Genomic DNA, 17,827 nt, shown 5'->3' with positions numbered 1-17,827 from the left:
GTGAGCTTCCGCAACCCGAAGATGCCCTGGTCGGAGCTGGAACGCGCGCTCTCCGGCCGGCGTGACCCGGCCGCCGATCCGGCCGGTCACCTGCGCGTGGTCGACCCGCTCGCCGACGAGGCACCGAGCAGCCGGCGACGGGAGCGCTACACCTCACCGACGCGGCCGGTCACCTCCACCGGCGACACCGTGCCGTACGCCGAACTGCACGCGCACACCAACTTCAGCTTCCTCGACGGTGCCAGCCACCCGGAGGAACTGGCCGAGGAGGCGGCCCGGCTGGGGCTGACCGCACTCGCGGTGACCGACCACGACGGGTTCTACGGTGTGGTGCGCTTCGCCGAGGCGGCCCGCGCGCTGCACCTGCCCACCATCTTCGGTGCGGAGCTCTCCCTCGGCCTGCCCGGACCGGCGGCCGGTGAGCCCGACCCGCTCGGGCGGCACCTGCTGGTGCTCGCGCACGGTCCGGAGGGGTACGCCCGACTGGCCCGGACCATCGCCCGGGCGCAGCTACGCGGCGGTGAGAAGGGGCGCCCGGTCTACGACCTGGAGGAGATCGCGGCCGACCTGCGGGACCACGTGCTGGTGTTGACCGGCTGCCGCAAGGGGCCGGTGCCGGCGGCGCTGCTCACCGAGGGAGTCGACGCGGCGGCCCGGGAACTCGACCGGCTGACCGCGCTCTTCGGCGCCGAGACCGTGGCGGTGGAACTGACCGACCATGGCGACCCGACCGACGGTGACCGCAACGACGCCCTCGCCGCGTTGGCCGCCAGCGCCGGGCTGCCGACCGTGGCGACCAACAACGTGCACTACGCCACCCCGTCGCGGCGGCGGCTGGCCACCGCGCTGGCGGCCGTACGGGCCCGGCGCAGCATGGACGAACTCGACGGTTGGCTGCCGGCGGCGGCCACCGCGCACCTGCGGAGCGGGGCCGAGATGGCGGCCCGGTTCGCCGCCTACCCCGGTGCGGTGGCGCGGGCCGCGCGGTTCGGCGCCGAGCTCGCCTTCGACCTGCAACTGGTCGCGCCCGATCTGCCCGCCTATCCGGTGCCGCCCGGTCACACCGAGATGAGCTGGCTACGCCAGTTGACCATGGACGGCGCGCTGGAGCGCTACGGCCCGCGCGAGGCGCACCCGAGGGCGTACGAGCAGCTCGAACACGAGCTGAGGATGATCGACGAGCTGGGCTTTCCCGGCTATTTCCTGGTGGTCTACGACATCGTCACGTTCTGCCGGCGGGCGAACATCTACTGCCAGGGGCGGGGCTCGGCGGCGAACTCGGCGGTCTGTTACGCGCTGCGGGTCACCAACGTCGACGCGGTCCGCCACCACCTGCTCTTCGAGCGGTTCCTCGCCCCCGAACGGGACGGGCCGCCCGACATCGACGTGGACATCGAGTCAGACCGGCGGGAGGAGGTGATCCAGTACATCTACACCAAGTACGGCCGGGAGCACACCGCGCAGGTCGCGAACGTCATCTCGTACCGGCCCCGGTCGGCGGTGCGGGACGTGGCCAAGGCGTTCGGTTTCTCCCCCGGACAGCAGGACGCCTGGAGCAAGCAGATCGACCGGTGGGGGAGCGTGTCGAACGTGGACGTCGAGGAGATCCCCGAGCACGTCGTCGCGTACGCCAACGAGTTGCAGACCTTCCCCCGGCACCTGGGCATCCACTCCGGTGGCATGGTGATCTGCGACCGGCCGGTGATCGAGGTCTGCCCGGTGGAGTGGGGGCGGATGCCCGGCCGCACCGTGTTGCAGTGGGACAAGGACGACTGCGCCAACGCCGGGCTGGTCAAGTTCGACCTGCTCGGGCTCGGCATGCTCTCGGCGCTGCACTACGCGTACGACATGATCGGTTCCACCCTCGACCTGAGCAGCATGTCGCTGGACGATCCCGAGGTCTACGACATGCTCTGCCGGGCCGACTCGGTGGGGGTTTTCCAGGTGGAGAGCCGGGCCCAGATCGCGACCCTGCCCCGGCTCAAGCCCCGGGAGTTCTACGACCTGGTGGTCGAGGTGGCACTGATCCGGCCGGGCCCGATCCAGGGCGGTTCGGTGCATCCGTACATCCGGCGCCGCAACGGCCAGGAGCCGATCACCTTCCCGCATCCGCTGATGCGCAACGCGTTGGAGAAGACGCTCGGTGTGCCGTTGTTCCAGGAACAGTTGATGCAGCTCGCGATCGACCTGGCCGGGTTCGACGCCGCTGGGGCCGACCAGTTGCGCCGGGCCATGGGGTCGAAGCGTTCCACCGAGCGGATGGACCGGATCCGGGAACGCCTCTACGCCGGCATGGCCGAGCGGGGGATCACCGGTGAGGTGGCCGACGACGTCTACCTGAAGCTCTCCGCGTTCGCCAACTTCGGCTTCCCGGAGAGCCACGCGATGAGTTTCGCCTACCTGGTCTACGCCAGTTCCTGGCTCAAGCGTTACCACCCGGCGCCGTTCCTGGCCGCGTTGCTCAACGCCCAGCCGATGGGTTTCTACTCGCCGCAGACCCTGGTCGACGACGCCCGCCGGCACGGGGTCGAGGTGCGCCGGCCGGACATCAACGCCAGCGGGGCGCAGGCGGTGCTGGAGTCGACCCCGCAGACCCGGTGGGGCAGCGAACCGGGCGAGCCACCGCACCGGTGGGGGTTGGGTGGTCCGGTGGTGCGGCTGGGGCTGGCCGGGGTCCGCACCGTCGGCGCCGACCTGGCCGAGCGGATCGAGGCGGAACGCAACGCCCATGGCCCGTACGCGGACATGCCGGATCTGGTCCGCCGGGTCGGCCTGCCGGCCGCGCAACTGGAGGCGCTGGCCACCGCGGACGCCTTCGCCTGTTTCGGGCTGACCCGCCGGGAGGCGCTCTGGGCGGCCGGCGCGGCGGCGCAGGAGAAGCCGGGCCGGTTGCCGGGCACGGTGACCGGGGTGACGGCGCCCACCCTGCCCGGGATGGCGGCGGTGGACCGGCTGGTCGCCGACGTGTGGGCCACCGGCCTCTCACCGGAGAGCCACCCGGCCCGGTTCGTCCGGGACCGGCTCGACGCGCTGGACGCGGTGCCGATCGCGAAGCTGGCCCGGGTGGAGTCGGGGCGGCGGGTCCGGGTCGGTGGCATCGTCACCCACCGGCAGCGTCCCGGTACGGCCGGTGGGGTCACCTTCCTGAACCTGGAGGACGAGACCGGCATGCTCAACGTGATCTGTTCGCCGGGGCTGTGGCAGCGTTACCGGAAGGTGGCCCGGAGCAGCAACGCGCTGGTCGTACGGGGGCGGTTGGAACGGGCCGAGGGGGTGACGAACCTGCTCGCCGACCGGTTGGACGCGATCGCCGCGCCGGTCACCCCCGCCTCACGCGACTTCCGCTGACCAGCCCCGGACAGCTGACCAAGCCGGGCCAAGCCGGGCCGAACCGGGCCGGCCGGCGCCGTGGGTGGGCGGGGCGTGGTCGGCGACGACCGTCGGCGGGAGCGCGTCGGAGCACGGGAGGGCATCGGTCGGCTTCTCCTGACCGGTGCGGGAACCGGGTGGCCTAGGCTCGTCCGGGTGGAGCGAACACAGATCGGGTCCGGCGCGGTGCGCGGCCGGCCGGCGCCAGCATCCGGGCCGTATCCGGCCCCGCGTACCGCCGTGGTCTGGGCGGTGCTGCGCCGTGAACTCGACCGGCTCACCGGGCGCGCCCTGACCGTGCTCGATGTCGGCGGCGGCACCGGCGGGTTCGCCGTACCGCTGGCCGAGGCGGGGCACCGGGTGACGGTGGTCGACGCCAGCCCGGACGCGCTCGCCGCGCTGACCCGGCGGGCGGCCGAGGCGGGCGTGGCGGATCGGATCCGGGCGGTCCAGGGGGACGGGGACGCCCTCGCCGGGCTGGTCGAGCCGGCCAGCGCGGACCTGGTGCTCTGCCATGCCGTACTCGAGGTGGTGGACGATCCGGCGGGCGTGGTGGCGGCGCTGGCGACCGCGCTGCGGCCCGGGGGCGCGGCCAGCGTACTGGTCGCGAGCCGTGCGGCGGCCGTGCTAAGCCGCGCGATGAACGGTCACCTGGACGTCGCCGCGGCGCTGTTGGCAGACCCGGACGGCTGCGCCGGGCCGCGCGACACGCTGCGCCGGCGTTATGACGCGGAGGGCGCCGGGGCGCTGCTCGGCGCCGCCGGGTTGCGGGTCGAGCAGACCCACGGGGTACGGGTCTTCGCCGACCTGATTCCGGCCGCGGCCGCCGATGGTGACCCGCAGGCCCTGCTCGATCTGGAGATCGCCGCGGCGGCCCGGCCGCCCTACCGGGACATGGCCGCCCAGTTGCACCTTTTCGCCCGCCGGCCGGAGTGACCGGGTCCACCGGGCCGGCCGCCGGGTCCGGCCCGTTCGGTGCCACCGGGCCGTTGGACCTGGTACGGCCGGAGTACGGCGGCGACAGCCTGGCCGACGTGCTGCCCAGCGCCCTGGCGGTGCTCGGGGTGCCGGGCGCGGCCGATCCGCTGGGCCTGGTCGGCCCGATGGCGGGCGTACGCCGGATCGCGGTCCTGCTGGTCGACGGGCTCGGCTGGTACCAGCTCCCCACCGCAGCCCCGTACGCCCCGGTCCTGACCGACCTGGCGGCCCGGACCGGACGGCCGCTGACCAGCGGATTTCCCTCGACCACTCCGACCAGTGTGGTCAGTCTCGGCACCGGGGCGGCACCGGGTGCGCACGGGGTGCTGGGTTTCCGGGTGAACGTGCCGGGCACCGACCGGGTGCTGACCCACATCAACTGGTCCGGTCCGGCCGGCGGGTTGCGTACGCCGGACCCGGAGCCCCGGCGTTGGCAGCCGTTGCCGACCCAGTGGGAGCTGGCCCGGGCGGCCGGGGTGGCGGTGACCGTGGTGAGTCGCCCCGAGTACGCGGGCAGCGGGCTGACCCTGGCCGCCAACTCCGGTGGCGACTACCGGGGCGCGGCCGGGGTGGAGGAGCTCGCCACCGAGATGCTGGCCGCGCTCTCCGCCGGCCCCGGTCCGACCCTGGTCTCCGGCTACCATCCGGACCTCGACCGGCGGGGACACCTGACCGGTGTCGACTCGACCGATTGGCGGGCGGCGGTGACCGACCTGGACCGGTTGCTCGACCGGTTGGTCGGTGGGCTGCCGGCCGACGCCGCGTTGCTGGTGACGGCCGATCACGGGCAGCTCAACGTGCCGCCGGACCGGCGGTTCGACCTTGATATCGATCCCCGGTTGCGGGCCGGGGTGCGGGTGGTGGCGGGCGAGCCCCGGGTTCGTTACCTGCACACCGAGCCCGGTGCGGTGGACGACGTGCGGGCCGCCTGGACCGAGGTGTTGGGACCGGCGGCGTGGGTGGCCTCCCGGGCCGAGGCGGTCGCCGCCGGCTGGTTCGGGCCGGTCCCGGAGGCGCACCTGAGCCGGATCGGTGACGTGGTGGTCTGCTGCCGGGAGTCGTACGTGGTGCTGGCGAGCCGGACGGACGCGCCGATCGAGGCGAAGCTGGTGGCGTACCACGGTTCCTGGACGGCGGCGGAGATGACCATTCCGCTGCTGACGGTCCGAGGCTGACCCCGGTCCGAGGCTGACCCGTCCCGCTGGCGGCTTGGGGAGTGCAGCGGAAGATCAACCGGGGATACCGACCGTCCGGATACCTGAATTGGGATAATTTCGGGTGATTCGGACGATCGGGGGCGGCGATGGATACCGAAGTGACGCTGCGGGTGGACGGGACCACATACACGCTGGGGGTGGACACCCGCACCACGCTGCTGGACGCGATGCGTGAACGGCTCGGCATCACCAGCCCGAAGAAGGGCTGCGACCACGGGCAGTGCGGCGCCTGCACCATCCTGCTCGACGGCTGGCGGGCCAACAGCTGTCTCGCCCTCGCCGTCGCGCACGACGGCGCGGAGATCGTCACCGCTGCGGGCCTGGCCATGGACGGCAACCTGCACCCGATGCAGCAGGCGTTCATCGAGCACGACGCGTTCCAATGTGGCTACTGCACCCCCGGACAGATCGTCTCCGCCGTGGGCATGCTGGACGAGGTCGACGCGGGCTGGCCGAGCGCGGTGACCGCGGCCGGTGACGCCGAGGTGGTGCTCGACGAGGCGGAGATCCGGGAGCGGATGAGCGGCAACCTCTGCCGCTGCGCCGCGTACGCCAACATCGTCCCCGCCATCGCCCAGGTGGCCCGGTCGTGAGGCCGCTGCGCTACGCCCGCGCGCAGGACGTACCGCAGGCGGTGCGGATGCTCGCCGCCGCGCCGTACGGTGCGTACCTGGCCGGCGGGACGAACCTGGTGGACCTGCTGAAGCTCGGCGTGGCAACACCGGAACTGCTGGTCGACGTCCGGCGACTCACCTCGGAGCGGATCGAGGACCTGCCCGACGGCGGCATCCTGGTCGGCGCCGCGGTACGCAACAGCGAACTGGCCGCCGACCCGACAATCCGTACCCGTTACCCGGTGCTCTCCCAGGCGTTGCTCGACGGCGCCTCCGGACAACTGCGCAACCTCGCCACCACCGGCGGCAACCTGCTCCAGCGCACCCGGTGTCCGTACTTCCAGAACATCACCACCCCGTGCAACAAGCGGGTACCCGGAACCGGGTGCTCGGCCCGCGAGGGCCACCAGCGGGACATGGCGATCTTCGGGGCGTCGCAGGAGTGCGTCGCCACCCACCCCTCCGACATGGCAGTCGCGCTGGCCGCGATCGACGCGTTGGTGCGCACCCGGGGACCGGACGGCGACCGGCTCATCCCCGTCACCGAGCTGCACCGGCTGCCCGGTGAGGAGCCGGGCCGGGACACCGTGCTCCGGCACGGCGAGCTGATCATGAACGTGGAGCTGCCGCCGCTCGGCTTCGCCGCCAACTCGCGTTACCGCAAGGTACGCGACCGGGCGTCGTACGCGTTCGCGCTGGTCTCGGTGGCCGCCGCGGTGGACGTGGTGGACGGAGTGGTCCGCGACGTGCGGCTGGCCCTCGGTGGGGTGGCGCACAAACCGTGGCGGGCGACCCGTGCCGAGGAACTGCTCCGGGGTGCCCCGGCGATCGCACAGAGCTTCGCCGACGCCGCCGACGCCGAACTGGCCGCCGCCCAGCCGCTGCCCGGCAACGCCTTCAAGGTGCCACTGGCCCGCGCGGCGATCATCCGTACCCTGCTCGACCTCACCGGCGACGCGGCGGAGGACGGCCGATGACGATCACGCCACGGGCGATCGGTCGGCCGATGGACCGGATCGACGGCCCGGACAAGGTCCAGGGGCTGGCCCGGTACGCCTTCGAGCACCCGGTCGAGGCGCCGCTCTACCTCTACCCGGTGCAGTCGACCATCGCCACCGGCCGGATCAGCGCGATCGATACCGTGGCCGCCTGCGCCGAACCCGGGGTGCACGCCGTACTCACCCACGACAACGCGCCCCGACTGGCCAAGGTGGAGAACGGCGAGCACGGCGTCCTCCAGTCGGACCGGGTCGCCTTCCGGGGGCAGTTCATCGGTGCGGTGGTGGCCGAGAGCCCGGAGAGCGCACGGTACGCCGCCGGCCTGGTCCGGTTCACCTACGCCGCCGACGAGCCCGACTTCGACCTGCGGGCGGACCGGGGCGACCTGTCGGTCCCGTCCCCGACGCTGTCGCAGTTCCCGATGGACGCCGACCAGGGCGACGTCGACAGCGCGCTCGGTTCGGCGGCGGTCACCCTGGACCAGACATACACCACGCCGATGTTCCACCACAATCCGATGGAGCCGCACGCCACCATCGCGCACTGGACCGACGCCGGGCTCACCCTCTACGTCTCGACCCAGGGCGTGTACCGGGTCAAGCAGACGGTGCTGGGCCTGTTCGCACTCGACGCCGACCAGGTCCGGGTGGTGTCCCGGCACGTGGGCGGCGCGTTCGGTTCCAAGGTCCTGCCGCGCGCGGATGTGGTGCTGGCGGTCATGGCCGCCCGGACACTGCCCGGTCGGCCGGTGAAGTTCACCCTCACCCGTCAGCAGATGTTCGCCCAGGTCGGCTACCGCAGCCCGACCATCCAGCGGGTACGGCTCGGTGCCGACGCGACCGGCCGCCTGGTCGCGATCGGGCACAGTTCGGTGGAGCAGACCTCGAAGCTCAGCGAGTTCGCCGAGCACGCCACCCGGATGACCCAGACCGTCTACGCGGCACCGCACCGGCGCAGCACCCAGCGGTTGGCCGCGTTGGACGTACCGACACCGAGCATCATGCGCGCGCCGGGCGAGGCCCCGGGCATGTGGGCGCTGGAAACGGCGGTCGACGAGATGGCGATCGCCTGCGGGCTGGACCCGATCGAGTTCCGGATCCGCAACGAGCCGAGCGTGCATCCCACCACCGGGCTGCCGTTCTCCAGCCGGAACCTGGTCGAGTGCCTGCGTGACGGTGCCCGCAGGTTCGGCTGGGAGGGGCGGGACCCGACCCCGGGCGTCCGCCGGGAGGCGGGCTGGCTGGTCGGTACGGGGGTGGCCGCCTCCACCTATCCGGTGCTCGAATTCCCCGGCTCGACGGCCCGGATCAGGCTCGGTTCGGACGGCCGGTACGCGGTCGAGATCGCCGCCGCCGACATCGGCACCGGCACCTGGACCGCGCTGACCCAGATCGCCGCCGACGCCCTGGATGTCGACGTCGACCGGATCGACCTCGCCATCGGCGACACCGCGACGCCGACGGCCATCTCGGCGGGCGGTTCGGCCGGGCTGGCCTCCTGGGGGTCGACCGTCGTCGCGGCGGCGGACAGGTTCCGTCGCACCCTGGCCGAGCAGCACGGCGGGCAGGTGCCGCCCGACGGTCTCCAGGTCGAGGAGTCGATGCCGGTGAACCCGCACATCGGCAAGTTCGCCATGGACACCTTCGGCGCCCAGTTCGCCGAGGTGCGGGTGCACGAGGAGACCGGTGAGGTACGCGTACCCCGGCTGCTCGGGGTCTTCGCCGTCGGGCGGGTGATCAACGCGAAGACCGGCCGGTCACAGCTGATCGGCGGGATGACCATGGGGCTCTCCATGGCGCTGCACGAGCACAGCGTGCTCGACCGGCGGTTCGGGCACGTGGTCAACCAGGACCTGGCGCAGTACCACATCGCGAGCAACGCCGACGTCGGCTCGGTCGAGGCGTACTGGGTGGAGGAGCACGACCCGTACGTGAATCCGATGGGAAGCAAGGGGATGGGCGAGGTCGGGATCGTGGGTACGGCGGCGGCGGTGGGCAACGCCGTCCACCACGCCACCGGCGTACGGATCCGCCACCTCCCGATCACCCTGGACAAACTCCTCGCCCGGTAAGGAAGGGCCCCCTGTTATCGGATTCGGTGGTACAAGGGCCCCTTCCTAACACGCTGTGGTCAGATTCGCGGAGCGCGCCCACCCGCCAGGCGCGGCACCAGCACCGAGCCGCCCACGAACAGCAACCCGGCGACCGACAGCGCCGCGCCGACCCACGCCGTTGCCAGGTAACCGTGTCCGGCTGCGATCATGACGCCGCCCAGCCACGCCCCGATCGCGTTGGCCAGGTTGAGCGCGGAGTGGTTCGACGACGCCGCCAGCGCGGGCGCGTCCGGCGAGGCTTCCATGAGTCGGATCGTGAGACCGGCGCCGAGCGCCTGGCACACCAGCCCGATCGCGAAGACGAGCAGCACGGCGGCGACCGGTGACGAGGCGGTGAGCGCGTAGAGCGCGAGGACCGTGGTCATCGCGACGAGCGAGCCGATGAGCGTGGCGAGCGCCGACCGGTCGGCGAGCCGCCCGCCGAGCAACGCGCCCACGGTCATCCCCAGGCCGAAGACGGCGAGGACCCACGGCACCGCCCGGGCCGGCATCCCGGCGACGTCGGTGAGGGTCGGCGCGACGTAGCTGTAGACGGCGAACATGCCACCGAAGCCGACGGTGCCGGTGAGCAGCGCGATCCATACGTGCACCCGGCGGAACGCACCCAGTTCTCGGGCGATGCTGGCCCCGTCCGGGGCGGCCACGGGCGGCACCCACCGCCGGACGGCGACGATCGTCACGACGCCGATCCCGGCCACCAGCGCGTACGAGGCGCGCCAGCCGAACATCTGTCCGGCGAGCGTGACGAGCGGTACGCCGACGATGTTGGCCACGGTCAGCCCGACCATGACCCGCGCCACCCCTCGGCCCTTGCGGTCCGGCGGGACGAGCCCGGCCGCCACGACGGAGGCGATGCCGAAGTAGGCACCGTGCGGCAGACCGGTCAGGAACCGGGCCCCGACCAGCGACCAGATGCCGGGCGCGACAGCGGTCAGCGCGTTGCCCACCACGAAGGCGAGCATGAGCACGAGCAGCAGCCCGCGCCGGGGCACCCGCGCCGCGAGGGCCGCGATGACCGGCGCGCCGACGACGACACCCAACGCGTACGCGGTGATGCCGTGCCCCATCGCCGGAATGGAGACGTGCAGGTCGTCGGCCATCTGTGGCAGCAGGCCCATGGTGGCGAACTCGGTGGTGCCGATGCCGAAGCCGCCGAGCGCGAGCGCGAACAGTGCCGCCCCGGCCGGACGGCGTGTGTCGGGTACGTCGTGCGTGGGCCGGACCTCGGTGGTGCTCACGGTGGTGGTGTCTCCGCTCGTCATGCGTCGCCGACCGGCAACGGGACCGACACCCCACGACGGCATGGAGGCACGGTTCGGGCACATCGTGCCCGTCGTCTGTCACACCGGTGCGGCGAGAGGTCGTCGAGGTGACGAGGAGTACCCGCCGGAACGCCTCGACGTCCCGGCTGGGCGGCACGGGTCCGCCGGCCGCCGTCCCGACCCGGCCCGGCACACGGCGGCAGGTGAGGTGCTGTCGTACCCGGGGTCTAGCCTGCGGACATGGGTCGGAGCCAGGCGGTGCCACCCCGTTCGGCCGGCGGCTCCGGGTCGAGCGGTGACCAGGCGCGCTTCGGTCCGGACGGGGACGACGAGGGTTGCCCGATCCTGCACGTCGACATGGACGCGTTCTTCGCCGCGGTCGAGGTGCGCAAGCGGCCGGAGCTGCGGGGGCGGCCGGTGGTGGTCGGCGGGATCGGTCCGCGTGGCGTGGTCAGCTCGGCCAGCTACGAGGCCCGGCGGTTCGGGGTGCACAGCGCGATGCCGACGATGCGGGCACGGGCGCTCTGCCCCGGGGCGGTGTTCCTACCGCCGGACTTCGCCGAATATTCGGCCGCCTCGCGGGCGGTGATGGAGATCTTCCGCGAGGTCACCCCGCTGGTCGAGCCGCTCTCGCTGGACGAGGCCTTTCTTGACGTGGCGGGTGCGCGACGGCTGTTGGGGCGCCCGGTCGAGATCGCCCGGCTGATCCGGGCCAGGGTGCGCGAGCAGGAGCGGATCACCTGTTCGGTCGGGGTGGCGCCGACCAAGTTCGTCGCCAAGCTCGGCTCCACCCGGGCCAAGCCGGACGGGCTGCTGGTGGTGCCGGCGGGGCGGGTGCTCGAGTTCCTGCATCCGCTGCCGGTCGAGGCGCTCTGGGGGGTGGGGGAGCGGTCGGCCGAGACGCTGCGCCGGTTCGGGCTGCACACCGTCGCCGACCTGGCCCAGGCGCGGATCGAGATGCTGCGCGGCGCGGTCGGTGAGGCGGCGGCCCAGCACCTGCACGAGCTGGCCTGGGGGCGTGATCCCCGGACGGTCAGCCCGGAGCAGGTGGAGAAGTCGATCGGCGCGGAGGTCACCTTCGACACCGACATCAGTGACCCGGAGGCGATTCGGAGGGCACTGCTCGCCCTGGCCGAGAAGGTGGGCGTACGGATGCGGCGGGCGGGGCAGGTGGGGCGGACGGTCTCGATCAAGGTCCGGACGGCGGATTTCCGTACGGTCAACCGTTCCCGGACCCTGGCGGGTGCCACCGATGTCGCCCATGAGTTGTTCGAGGTCTCCTGGGCACTGTTCGTCGCGCTCAAATCGACTGACCGGATTCGGCTCGTGGGGGTCCGGATGGAGGGGCTGACCGACGCCCGGGAGACGCCAAGACAGCTCACCCTGGACGAGCCGGAGCGTGGTTGGCGGGAGGCCGAGGCCGCCGCGGACGCCGCGGCGGCTCGTTTTGGTCGTCCGGTGGTGCGTCCAGCGAGTCTGTTGGGACGTGATGACCTGCGGCGGACGGAAAATCAGGCGCGACCGTAGGTCGTCCCGCTTTCCGAGCCGCGAGCCCCCTCGTAGACTTGCGTCAAGCAGCCGGTTGGCTGCCACGGTCTGTCGGTCCGACCGGACCGACTCAACGTGACCGGGGAGGAGTGCCGTGCCGCTCTCGGAGCACGAGCAGCGACTGTTCGAGCAGATCGAACAGTCGCTTGCCGAGGACCCCAAATTCGCCTCGGCTGTGCGTGCCAGCGACCCGCGTTTCCATGCGCGACGTCGCCTGCTCGTCGCCGCTGGCGTGATCATCGCTGGCCTTGCACTGGTCGTTTACGGCACGGTGAGCAAGACCTCACTTCTCGGAGTGGCCGGCTTCGTGGTCATGCTCGGCGCGGCGGCATTTGCGATGCAGTCGCATCGCAAGGCGCAGACGCCCGATCTGCGCGTGGTCGGCGGTTCGACCAGCCGTCGTACGCGGGGTCGGCGGATGTCGCTGATCGATCGTCTCGAGGACCGGTGGCGGCAACGGCCGGAGGGTCACCGCTGACCGCAGGTGTTTCCGTCATCGCGGGTTCGCCCGCGTGACGGCCCGCCGGAACGTCCCTCCGGCGGTGGTCGGCGGGTTTTTTCTGCCGACTTAGTTCCTTTTCGTGCTGTTTCGTCCCAAACGTGATTCGTCCCAAACGAAAACCCGTGGTGCCCCGACCAGTACCGGGACACCACGGGTTTCGATTCTGTCAGCGCGCCCCCGTCACCGGGCCGCCGTCCGGTTGGCGAGCAGCCGCCGCGGGCTCCACCGCAGCAGCCCGTCACGGAACCGCCCGGTAGCCGCGACGAACCGCTCCGAACCATCCATGACCGCCAGGCGCCACTGCAGCAACACCGACGGCGGCAACACGGTCGCCATCAGGCGGGTACGCCGGTCGGCCCGCGCCGCGAGCGACTGACGTACGGTCCGCAGGGCCGGGTTCAACTCCCCACCCGCGAGCGGGGTACGGGCATAGCGGGCCCGCTCCTCGGCCCGGCCCAGCAGTCGAGCGGCCTCCGACCCGGTCTCGCCGAGATCCTGGGTGATCAACCGTTCGGCGGTCGCCCGGGGCGTCTCGGTCCGGTCCACCTGGACCCGGAAGTCGACCATCGTGTCGAGCAACTCGTCCCAGGCGGCGTGCGCGTCGGCCCGGGCCCGATCAGCCTCGCCACCGGTCACCACCACCCGGACCACGCCCGGCGGTGGATCACCCTCGGCGGCCACCGCGTTGGTCGCCGCCTCCGTACGCAGCTGTCGCCGGCGGCGCAGCGCCGAGCGGCGCATCGCCGGTCCGGCGAGCAGCAGCAGCAGCGCCAGCACCCCACTCGCGGTCCACCAGGGCCAGGTGGTCGTGTCGGTGCTGAGCGTGCCGCCGCCGGCCAGGTTCGGGTCGTCGAAGCCCCGCTCGGGCCGGTCCGCCGCGTCCGGTCCGGCGGTGGCGTTCGCCCCCGGGGCCGCCGACGGCGCCGCAGCCGGTGCGACCGGGTCCGGGGCGTCGGTGTCCGGCGCCCAGTCGGTACGGGTCGAGCCGGTCACGTTCGCCGCCGGGGTCGCGTCGAACGGCACCCAGCCCGCCCCGGCGAAGTAGATCTCGGTCCAGGCGTGCATGTTCAGGTTGGTCAGCGTGTACGAGTTCTCCCGCTCGCTTCCGCCGACGGTGAAACCGAACGCCACCCGGCTCGGGATGCCGGCCGCCCGGACCAGCCACGCCATCGCGCTCGCGTACTGCTGGCAGAAGCCGACCTTGTTGTCGAGGAAGTTGACGATGTCCTCGCCGCTGGTCCCGCCCTCGGTGCTGAGGCTGTACGTGAAACCGTTGTCCCGGGAGAAGTAGTCGTAGATCGCCCGGACCTTCGCGTACTGCGTGGTCTTGCCCCGGGTCAGCTCGCCGACCAGTTGCTCGACCTCCGGCACCTGCGGCACCTCGGTGAAGTTCGCGCGGATCGGGTCGTTCCCGGCGAGCGGCTTGATCCCCTCCAGCACCTTCTGCGTGTACGTCGCCCGGACGTAGTCGAACGAGTACTTCTTGCCCTTCGAGAGCCGCCGGTTGGAGAAGACCACCTGCGCGCTCTTGTCGTAGAGCCAGTTGCCGTCGAGGTTGGAGAAGCCCACCGGGTTGGCGTAGATCGGCAACATCTGCATGTTGAAGTTCGTCACCTCGACCTGCGCCCGGTAGGTGTTGAACGAGATCCCGGGCGCCGCCCCGACCCTGGGGTCGGGCAACTGGTTCAGCGGCGAGCCGGTCGACGGACGGGGGTCGAACCCGGCCGAACGCACCCGGTCGGCGGTGGCGAACCGCAGGTAGAACGGCTCCGGTTCATTCGTCGTGACCTTCACGTAGTCGGTCACCGCGGTCTGGTTGAGCTGACCGCGCAGCGCCGAGAAGAGCTGGACCCCGCCACCGGGGCCACCCCGGCCGTTGCCCTCGCCGATGCCGGTGCCGGAGTTGTTGAACCGGTTGAGCAGCCCGTCGGTCATCTGCGGTGCGGCCAGCGGCAGCAGCACCGCGATCACCACCCCGACCACCGCGAGCCGACGACCCGCCGCCGCCAGCGGTGACGGCTCCCAGATGTCGACGTCTCGGCCGTCGCCGGTGAACCGGCGGCCGAAGTGCCGTACCCGGTTGACGTTGTCGGCCGCCAGCAGCCAGAGGAAGCCGATCGCGCCGACAACGAACGGCATCGCCGGCACGTTGTCCACATAGACCGCGACCGGTACCGAGTAGATGGCGAGCATCGGCAGCCCGGCCAGCGCCGGCCGGCGCAGCCCGACGGTGAGCAGGTCCACCACGATCGCGACCGCGCCGACCCCGAGCACCACCACGAAGAGCAGCGGATCGGTGTCGGGCACCTTCACCCCGTACGTCCGCATGTCCGTCGCCGAGCCGTTCAGCAGCGCGCCGAAGTGGGCGATCGTGTCGGGGGTCGGGACCACGCCCAGCAGTTCGCCGCCGCCGGGGAAGATCCAGGTCAGCCCGAGCAGCAGTGCGCCGAGCATGCTCAGCACCTGCGCCCAGACCGGTGCCCGCAGCGACCGGGTCAGCGTGGCCACCCCGGCGATCAGGGCGACCGCGATCGCCGAGTCGAGCAGCCAGGTCCACCGTTCGAAGATCGCCGACATCGGCGCGGCGGCGAGCAGGGTCGCCGCCGCGGCGACGAACCCCAGGTGACGGCGTCCTCTCATCGCATCCCTCCGGCCACGGTCTCGGCCATCGCGGCCCGCCAGGCGAAGCCCTGCGAGCCGCGGGCGGCCTGCGGCCACAACGCCGGCAACCGGCTGCCGTGTTCGACCCCGATCACCCGCCAGCCGCTCTGCATCAGCGCCAGCACGGCGGCGCCGTGGGCGTGGTCGGCCTCGGCCCTGGCCGGTGCCGGCAGGGTGAGCCAGGTCGTGCTGTCGACCAGGAAGGCCAGACAGGTCGCGCCGTTGCCCCGCAACCCGGCCAGGACCTCGGCCTCGGCGGTGCTCAGGGTGCCGAGGACAGCGATGACCAGACCGCCGTCGGAGCGTTGCCGGACCTGCTCGACCAGGGTGGCGACATCGCCCCGCTGGCTGAGTCGGACGTCGGCGAGGTGGTCCAGCAGCAGACCCTCGCCGCCGCCCTCCGTCGCGTCCGCGTCCATCCCCGAACCGCTGACCAGGCGCAGTTTGTAGCCGGACTGGCGCAGGTGCACGGCGACGCTGGCGACGGCCGAGACGGCCCACTCGAAGCTGGCCGTCGGCCCCTCACCCCGGTGTGCCACCGCGCGGGTGTCCAGCACCACCGTCGCCCGGCTCTCCCACGGCTGCTCCTCCCGCCGCACCATCAGCTCACCGGTGCGGGCGGTCGACTTCCAGTGCACCCGGCGCAGGTCGTCGCCACGCCGGTACTCCCGGGTCGCCGCGTCGTCCTCGCCGTGCACCGCCACCGACCGGGCCCGGCTGTCGCCACTGCCGGCGTACTCGCCGGCGAGTCGGACCGTGGGCAGGGCGGTGACCTGGGGGATGACGGTCAGCCGGTCGACGCTGGGGAAGGCCCGGGTCAGCTCGCAGAGCCCGAACGGGTCGGTCAGCCGGACCACCAGCGGCCCGACCTCGTACCGGCCGCGGACGTCGGCGCGAACCGTGTACGCCACCGAGCTGGCCTGGTGTGCGCCGAGGCGCTCCAGCACCACCCGGGGCCGGCTGCCCAGCGCGTACGGCAGCCGGTCCTCCAGCAGCAGGGTCCCGGTCGGCAGCCGGGACATGTTCTGCAACCGCAGCACGACGCGGGAGCTGGCACCGATCGGCACCCGCTGCGGCTCCAGCGACCGGCTGCAGGCCAGCTTGTAACGGCTGCGCCCGACGTACGCCGCCGCCAGCAGCGGCAGGACCGCGAGCAGTACCGCCACCCGGAGCAGGTCCCGTTCGCCCAGGATGGCGGCGGAGATCGCCGCCGCCACCGCCGCGGCGAGGAAGGACCGGCCACGGGTGGTGAGGCCGCGTAGTGCCTCGCGCACGGTCACCGCCTCCGCGGCTCGTACTGGGATCGGCCCTTGCCGTCCGGCGCGGGGGCGGGACGGGTGTCGTACTGCGAGCGCTGCTGCCGTTCGTGCGGCAACGGCAACCGGTGCACCAGGTCGGAGACGACCGCGTCGGTGGTCCGCCGGGCGAGCTGCGCGTCCGCCGTGGGGATGATCCGGTGCGCGAGCACCGGTACGGCGAGGGCCTGCAGGTCGTCCGGAAGGACGTAGTCGCGACCCTCCAGCGCGGCCACCGCGCGGGCGGTGCGCAGCAGTTGCAGGGTCGCCCGGGGGGAGGCGCCGAGCCGCAGGTCGGGTGCTTCGCGGGTGGCGGTGACGAGGTCGACGGCGTACTGCTTGACCGCGTCCGCGACGTGGATGTCGCGTACGGTCGCGATCAGGCGACGTACGGTCTCGGCGTCGGCGACCGGTTGGAGTGCGCGCAACGGGTCCACGCCACCGTGGCCGTCGAGCATCGCCAGCTCCGACCCGGCGTCCGGGTAACCCATCGCGATCCGGGCGGTGAACCGGTCGCGCTGGGCCTCGGGCAGCGGGTAGGTGCCCTCCATCTCGATCGGGTTCTGGGTCGCGATCACCATGAACGGGGTCTGCAGCTCGTAGGTGACACCGTCGACCGTGACCTGACGCTCCTCCATGCACTCGAGGAGAGCCGACTGGGTCTTCGGCGACGCGCGGTTGATCTCGTCGCCGACGACCAGGTTGGCGAAGACCGCGCCCGGCTTGAATTCGAAGTCGTGCGTCTCCTGGTTGTAGACGCTGACCCCGGTGACGTCGCTCGGCAGCAGGTCGGGGGTGAACTGGATGCGTCGCACGGAGCAGTCGATCGATCGGGCGAGGGCCTTGGCGAGTTTGGTCTTGCCGACCCCGGGGACATCCTCGATCAGGAGATGACCCTCGGCGAGCAGGACGGCGAGCGCGAGCCGTACCGTCGCGGTCTTGCCCTCGATGACCTGTTCGATGTTGGCCACGATGGCTTCGCTGGCGGTACGGAACTCGTCGGGCTGTAGCGCGCCGCCCAACTCGTCCCACGTCTGTTGTGTCACGGGCCTCCTCCTCGTCGCTGCACGGCTTCTCTGTCCAGACCTGCTGGGCCGGCCGTAAGGTTCACGGGAAAATACGTCCGCCGGGCTCGCTCGGATCACCCGCTTGGAATCAGGCTAGCCGTAACTCGCGCTCACGCCGACCACACGTCGGTCCTGCTGACCGCTCGGCGCCACCGTGCCGACGGTCGAACCGGCGCGACAGGCCATCTGGCGAAGGCGTAGA

Annotated in this window: 12 protein-coding genes; 8 read left to right on the top strand and 4 right to left on the bottom strand. The window is 72.2% G+C overall.

Annotated elements, in window-relative coordinates; translation table 11 throughout:
- From BDK92_RS07325 to BDK92_RS07300, 6 genes are all read left to right on the top strand, one after another.
- Entirely contained in the window at positions 1-3,348 is a 3,348-nt protein-coding gene (locus BDK92_RS07325; RefSeq protein ID WP_121161773.1) for an error-prone DNA polymerase, read from the top strand.
- Positions 3,349-3,525: 177 nt separating this feature from the next.
- Positions 3,526-4,305: a methyltransferase domain-containing protein gene (locus tag BDK92_RS07320; protein WP_425462215.1), complete on the top strand. Its 780-nt coding sequence runs from the start codon at positions 3,526-3,528 to the stop codon at positions 4,303-4,305.
- Positions 4,302-5,522: an alkaline phosphatase family protein gene (locus tag BDK92_RS07315; RefSeq protein WP_121155795.1), complete on the top strand. Its 1,221-nt coding sequence runs from the start codon at positions 4,302-4,304 to the stop codon at positions 5,520-5,522. Before BDK92_RS07320 ends, BDK92_RS07315 begins: the two co-directional genes overlap by 4 nt.
- A gap of 128 nt (positions 5,523-5,650) precedes the next feature.
- Positions 5,651-6,157: a 2Fe-2S iron-sulfur cluster-binding protein gene (locus BDK92_RS07310; protein ID WP_121155793.1), complete on the top strand. Its 507-nt coding sequence runs from the start codon at positions 5,651-5,653 to the stop codon at positions 6,155-6,157.
- Positions 6,154-7,155 (top strand): FAD binding domain-containing protein, encoded by a 1,002-nt coding sequence (locus BDK92_RS07305; protein ID WP_121155791.1) that lies wholly within the window; start codon positions 6,154-6,156, stop codon positions 7,153-7,155. The genes BDK92_RS07310 and BDK92_RS07305 overlap by 4 nt, the downstream gene beginning before the upstream one ends.
- A complete protein-coding gene (locus BDK92_RS07300; RefSeq protein WP_121155789.1) occupies positions 7,152-9,248 on the top strand; it encodes a xanthine dehydrogenase family protein molybdopterin-binding subunit in 2,097 nt (698 codons plus the stop codon). Before BDK92_RS07305 ends, BDK92_RS07300 begins: the two co-directional genes overlap by 4 nt.
- 59 nt (positions 9,249-9,307) lie before the next feature.
- On the opposite strand, the gene BDK92_RS07295 is transcribed toward BDK92_RS07300, so the two are convergent.
- A complete protein-coding gene (locus BDK92_RS07295; protein WP_211349123.1) occupies positions 9,308-10,528 on the bottom strand; it encodes an MFS transporter in 1,221 nt (406 codons plus the stop codon).
- A gap of 264 nt (positions 10,529-10,792) precedes the next feature.
- Between BDK92_RS07295 and BDK92_RS07290 the strand changes: the two genes are divergently transcribed.
- Both BDK92_RS07290 and BDK92_RS07285 read left to right on the top strand, forming a co-directional pair.
- Positions 10,793-12,079, top strand: coding sequence for a DNA polymerase IV (locus BDK92_RS07290; RefSeq protein WP_121155787.1), 1,287 nt, complete (start codon positions 10,793-10,795; stop codon positions 12,077-12,079).
- A gap of 115 nt (positions 12,080-12,194) precedes the next feature.
- Positions 12,195-12,578: a DUF3040 domain-containing protein gene (locus BDK92_RS07285; RefSeq protein ID WP_121155786.1), complete on the top strand. Its 384-nt coding sequence runs from the start codon at positions 12,195-12,197 to the stop codon at positions 12,576-12,578.
- 204 nt (positions 12,579-12,782) lie between these two features.
- On the opposite strand, the gene BDK92_RS07280 is transcribed toward BDK92_RS07285, so the two are convergent.
- Genes BDK92_RS07280 through BDK92_RS07270 form a run of 3 tightly spaced genes read right to left on the bottom strand, consistent with a single transcriptional unit; the run spans position 12,783 to position 17,604 of the window.
- Complete coding sequence (locus tag BDK92_RS07280) at positions 12,783-15,242, bottom strand: transglutaminase TgpA family protein (RefSeq protein WP_121155785.1); 2,460 nt, start codon at positions 15,240-15,242, stop codon at positions 12,783-12,785.
- Positions 15,239-16,537 (bottom strand): DUF58 domain-containing protein, encoded by a 1,299-nt coding sequence (locus BDK92_RS07275; RefSeq protein ID WP_121161769.1) that lies wholly within the window; start codon positions 16,535-16,537, stop codon positions 15,239-15,241. Before BDK92_RS07275 ends, BDK92_RS07280 begins: the two co-directional genes overlap by 4 nt.
- 2 nt (positions 16,538-16,539) lie before the next feature.
- Entirely contained in the window at positions 16,540-17,604 is a 1,065-nt protein-coding gene (locus BDK92_RS07270; RefSeq protein WP_121155784.1) for an AAA family ATPase, read from the bottom strand.
- Positions 17,605-17,827: the final 223 nt, after the last annotated feature.

It is taken from the genome of Micromonospora pisi (assembly GCF_003633685.1).
Taxonomy (GTDB): Bacteria; Actinomycetota; Actinomycetes; order Mycobacteriales; family Micromonosporaceae; genus Micromonospora_G; species Micromonospora_G pisi.
The sequence above is the reverse complement of the archived record's forward strand: the minus strand, read 5'-3'. Positions and strand labels throughout refer to the sequence as shown.

Coding starts and splice junctions, on each gene's coding strand:
- BDK92_RS07290 (WP_121155787.1), top strand. CDS start 10,793: ATGGGTCGGAGCCAGGCGGTGCCACCCCGTTCGGCCGGCGGCTCCGGG.
- BDK92_RS07300 (WP_121155789.1), top strand. CDS start 7,152: ATGACGATCACGCCACGGGCGATCGGTCGGCCGATGGACCGGATCGAC.
- BDK92_RS07310 (WP_121155793.1), top strand. CDS start 5,651: ATGGATACCGAAGTGACGCTGCGGGTGGACGGGACCACATACACGCTG.
- BDK92_RS07280 (WP_121155785.1), bottom strand. CDS start 15,242: ATGAGAGGACGCCGTCACCTGGGGTTCGTCGCCGCGGCGGCGACCCTG.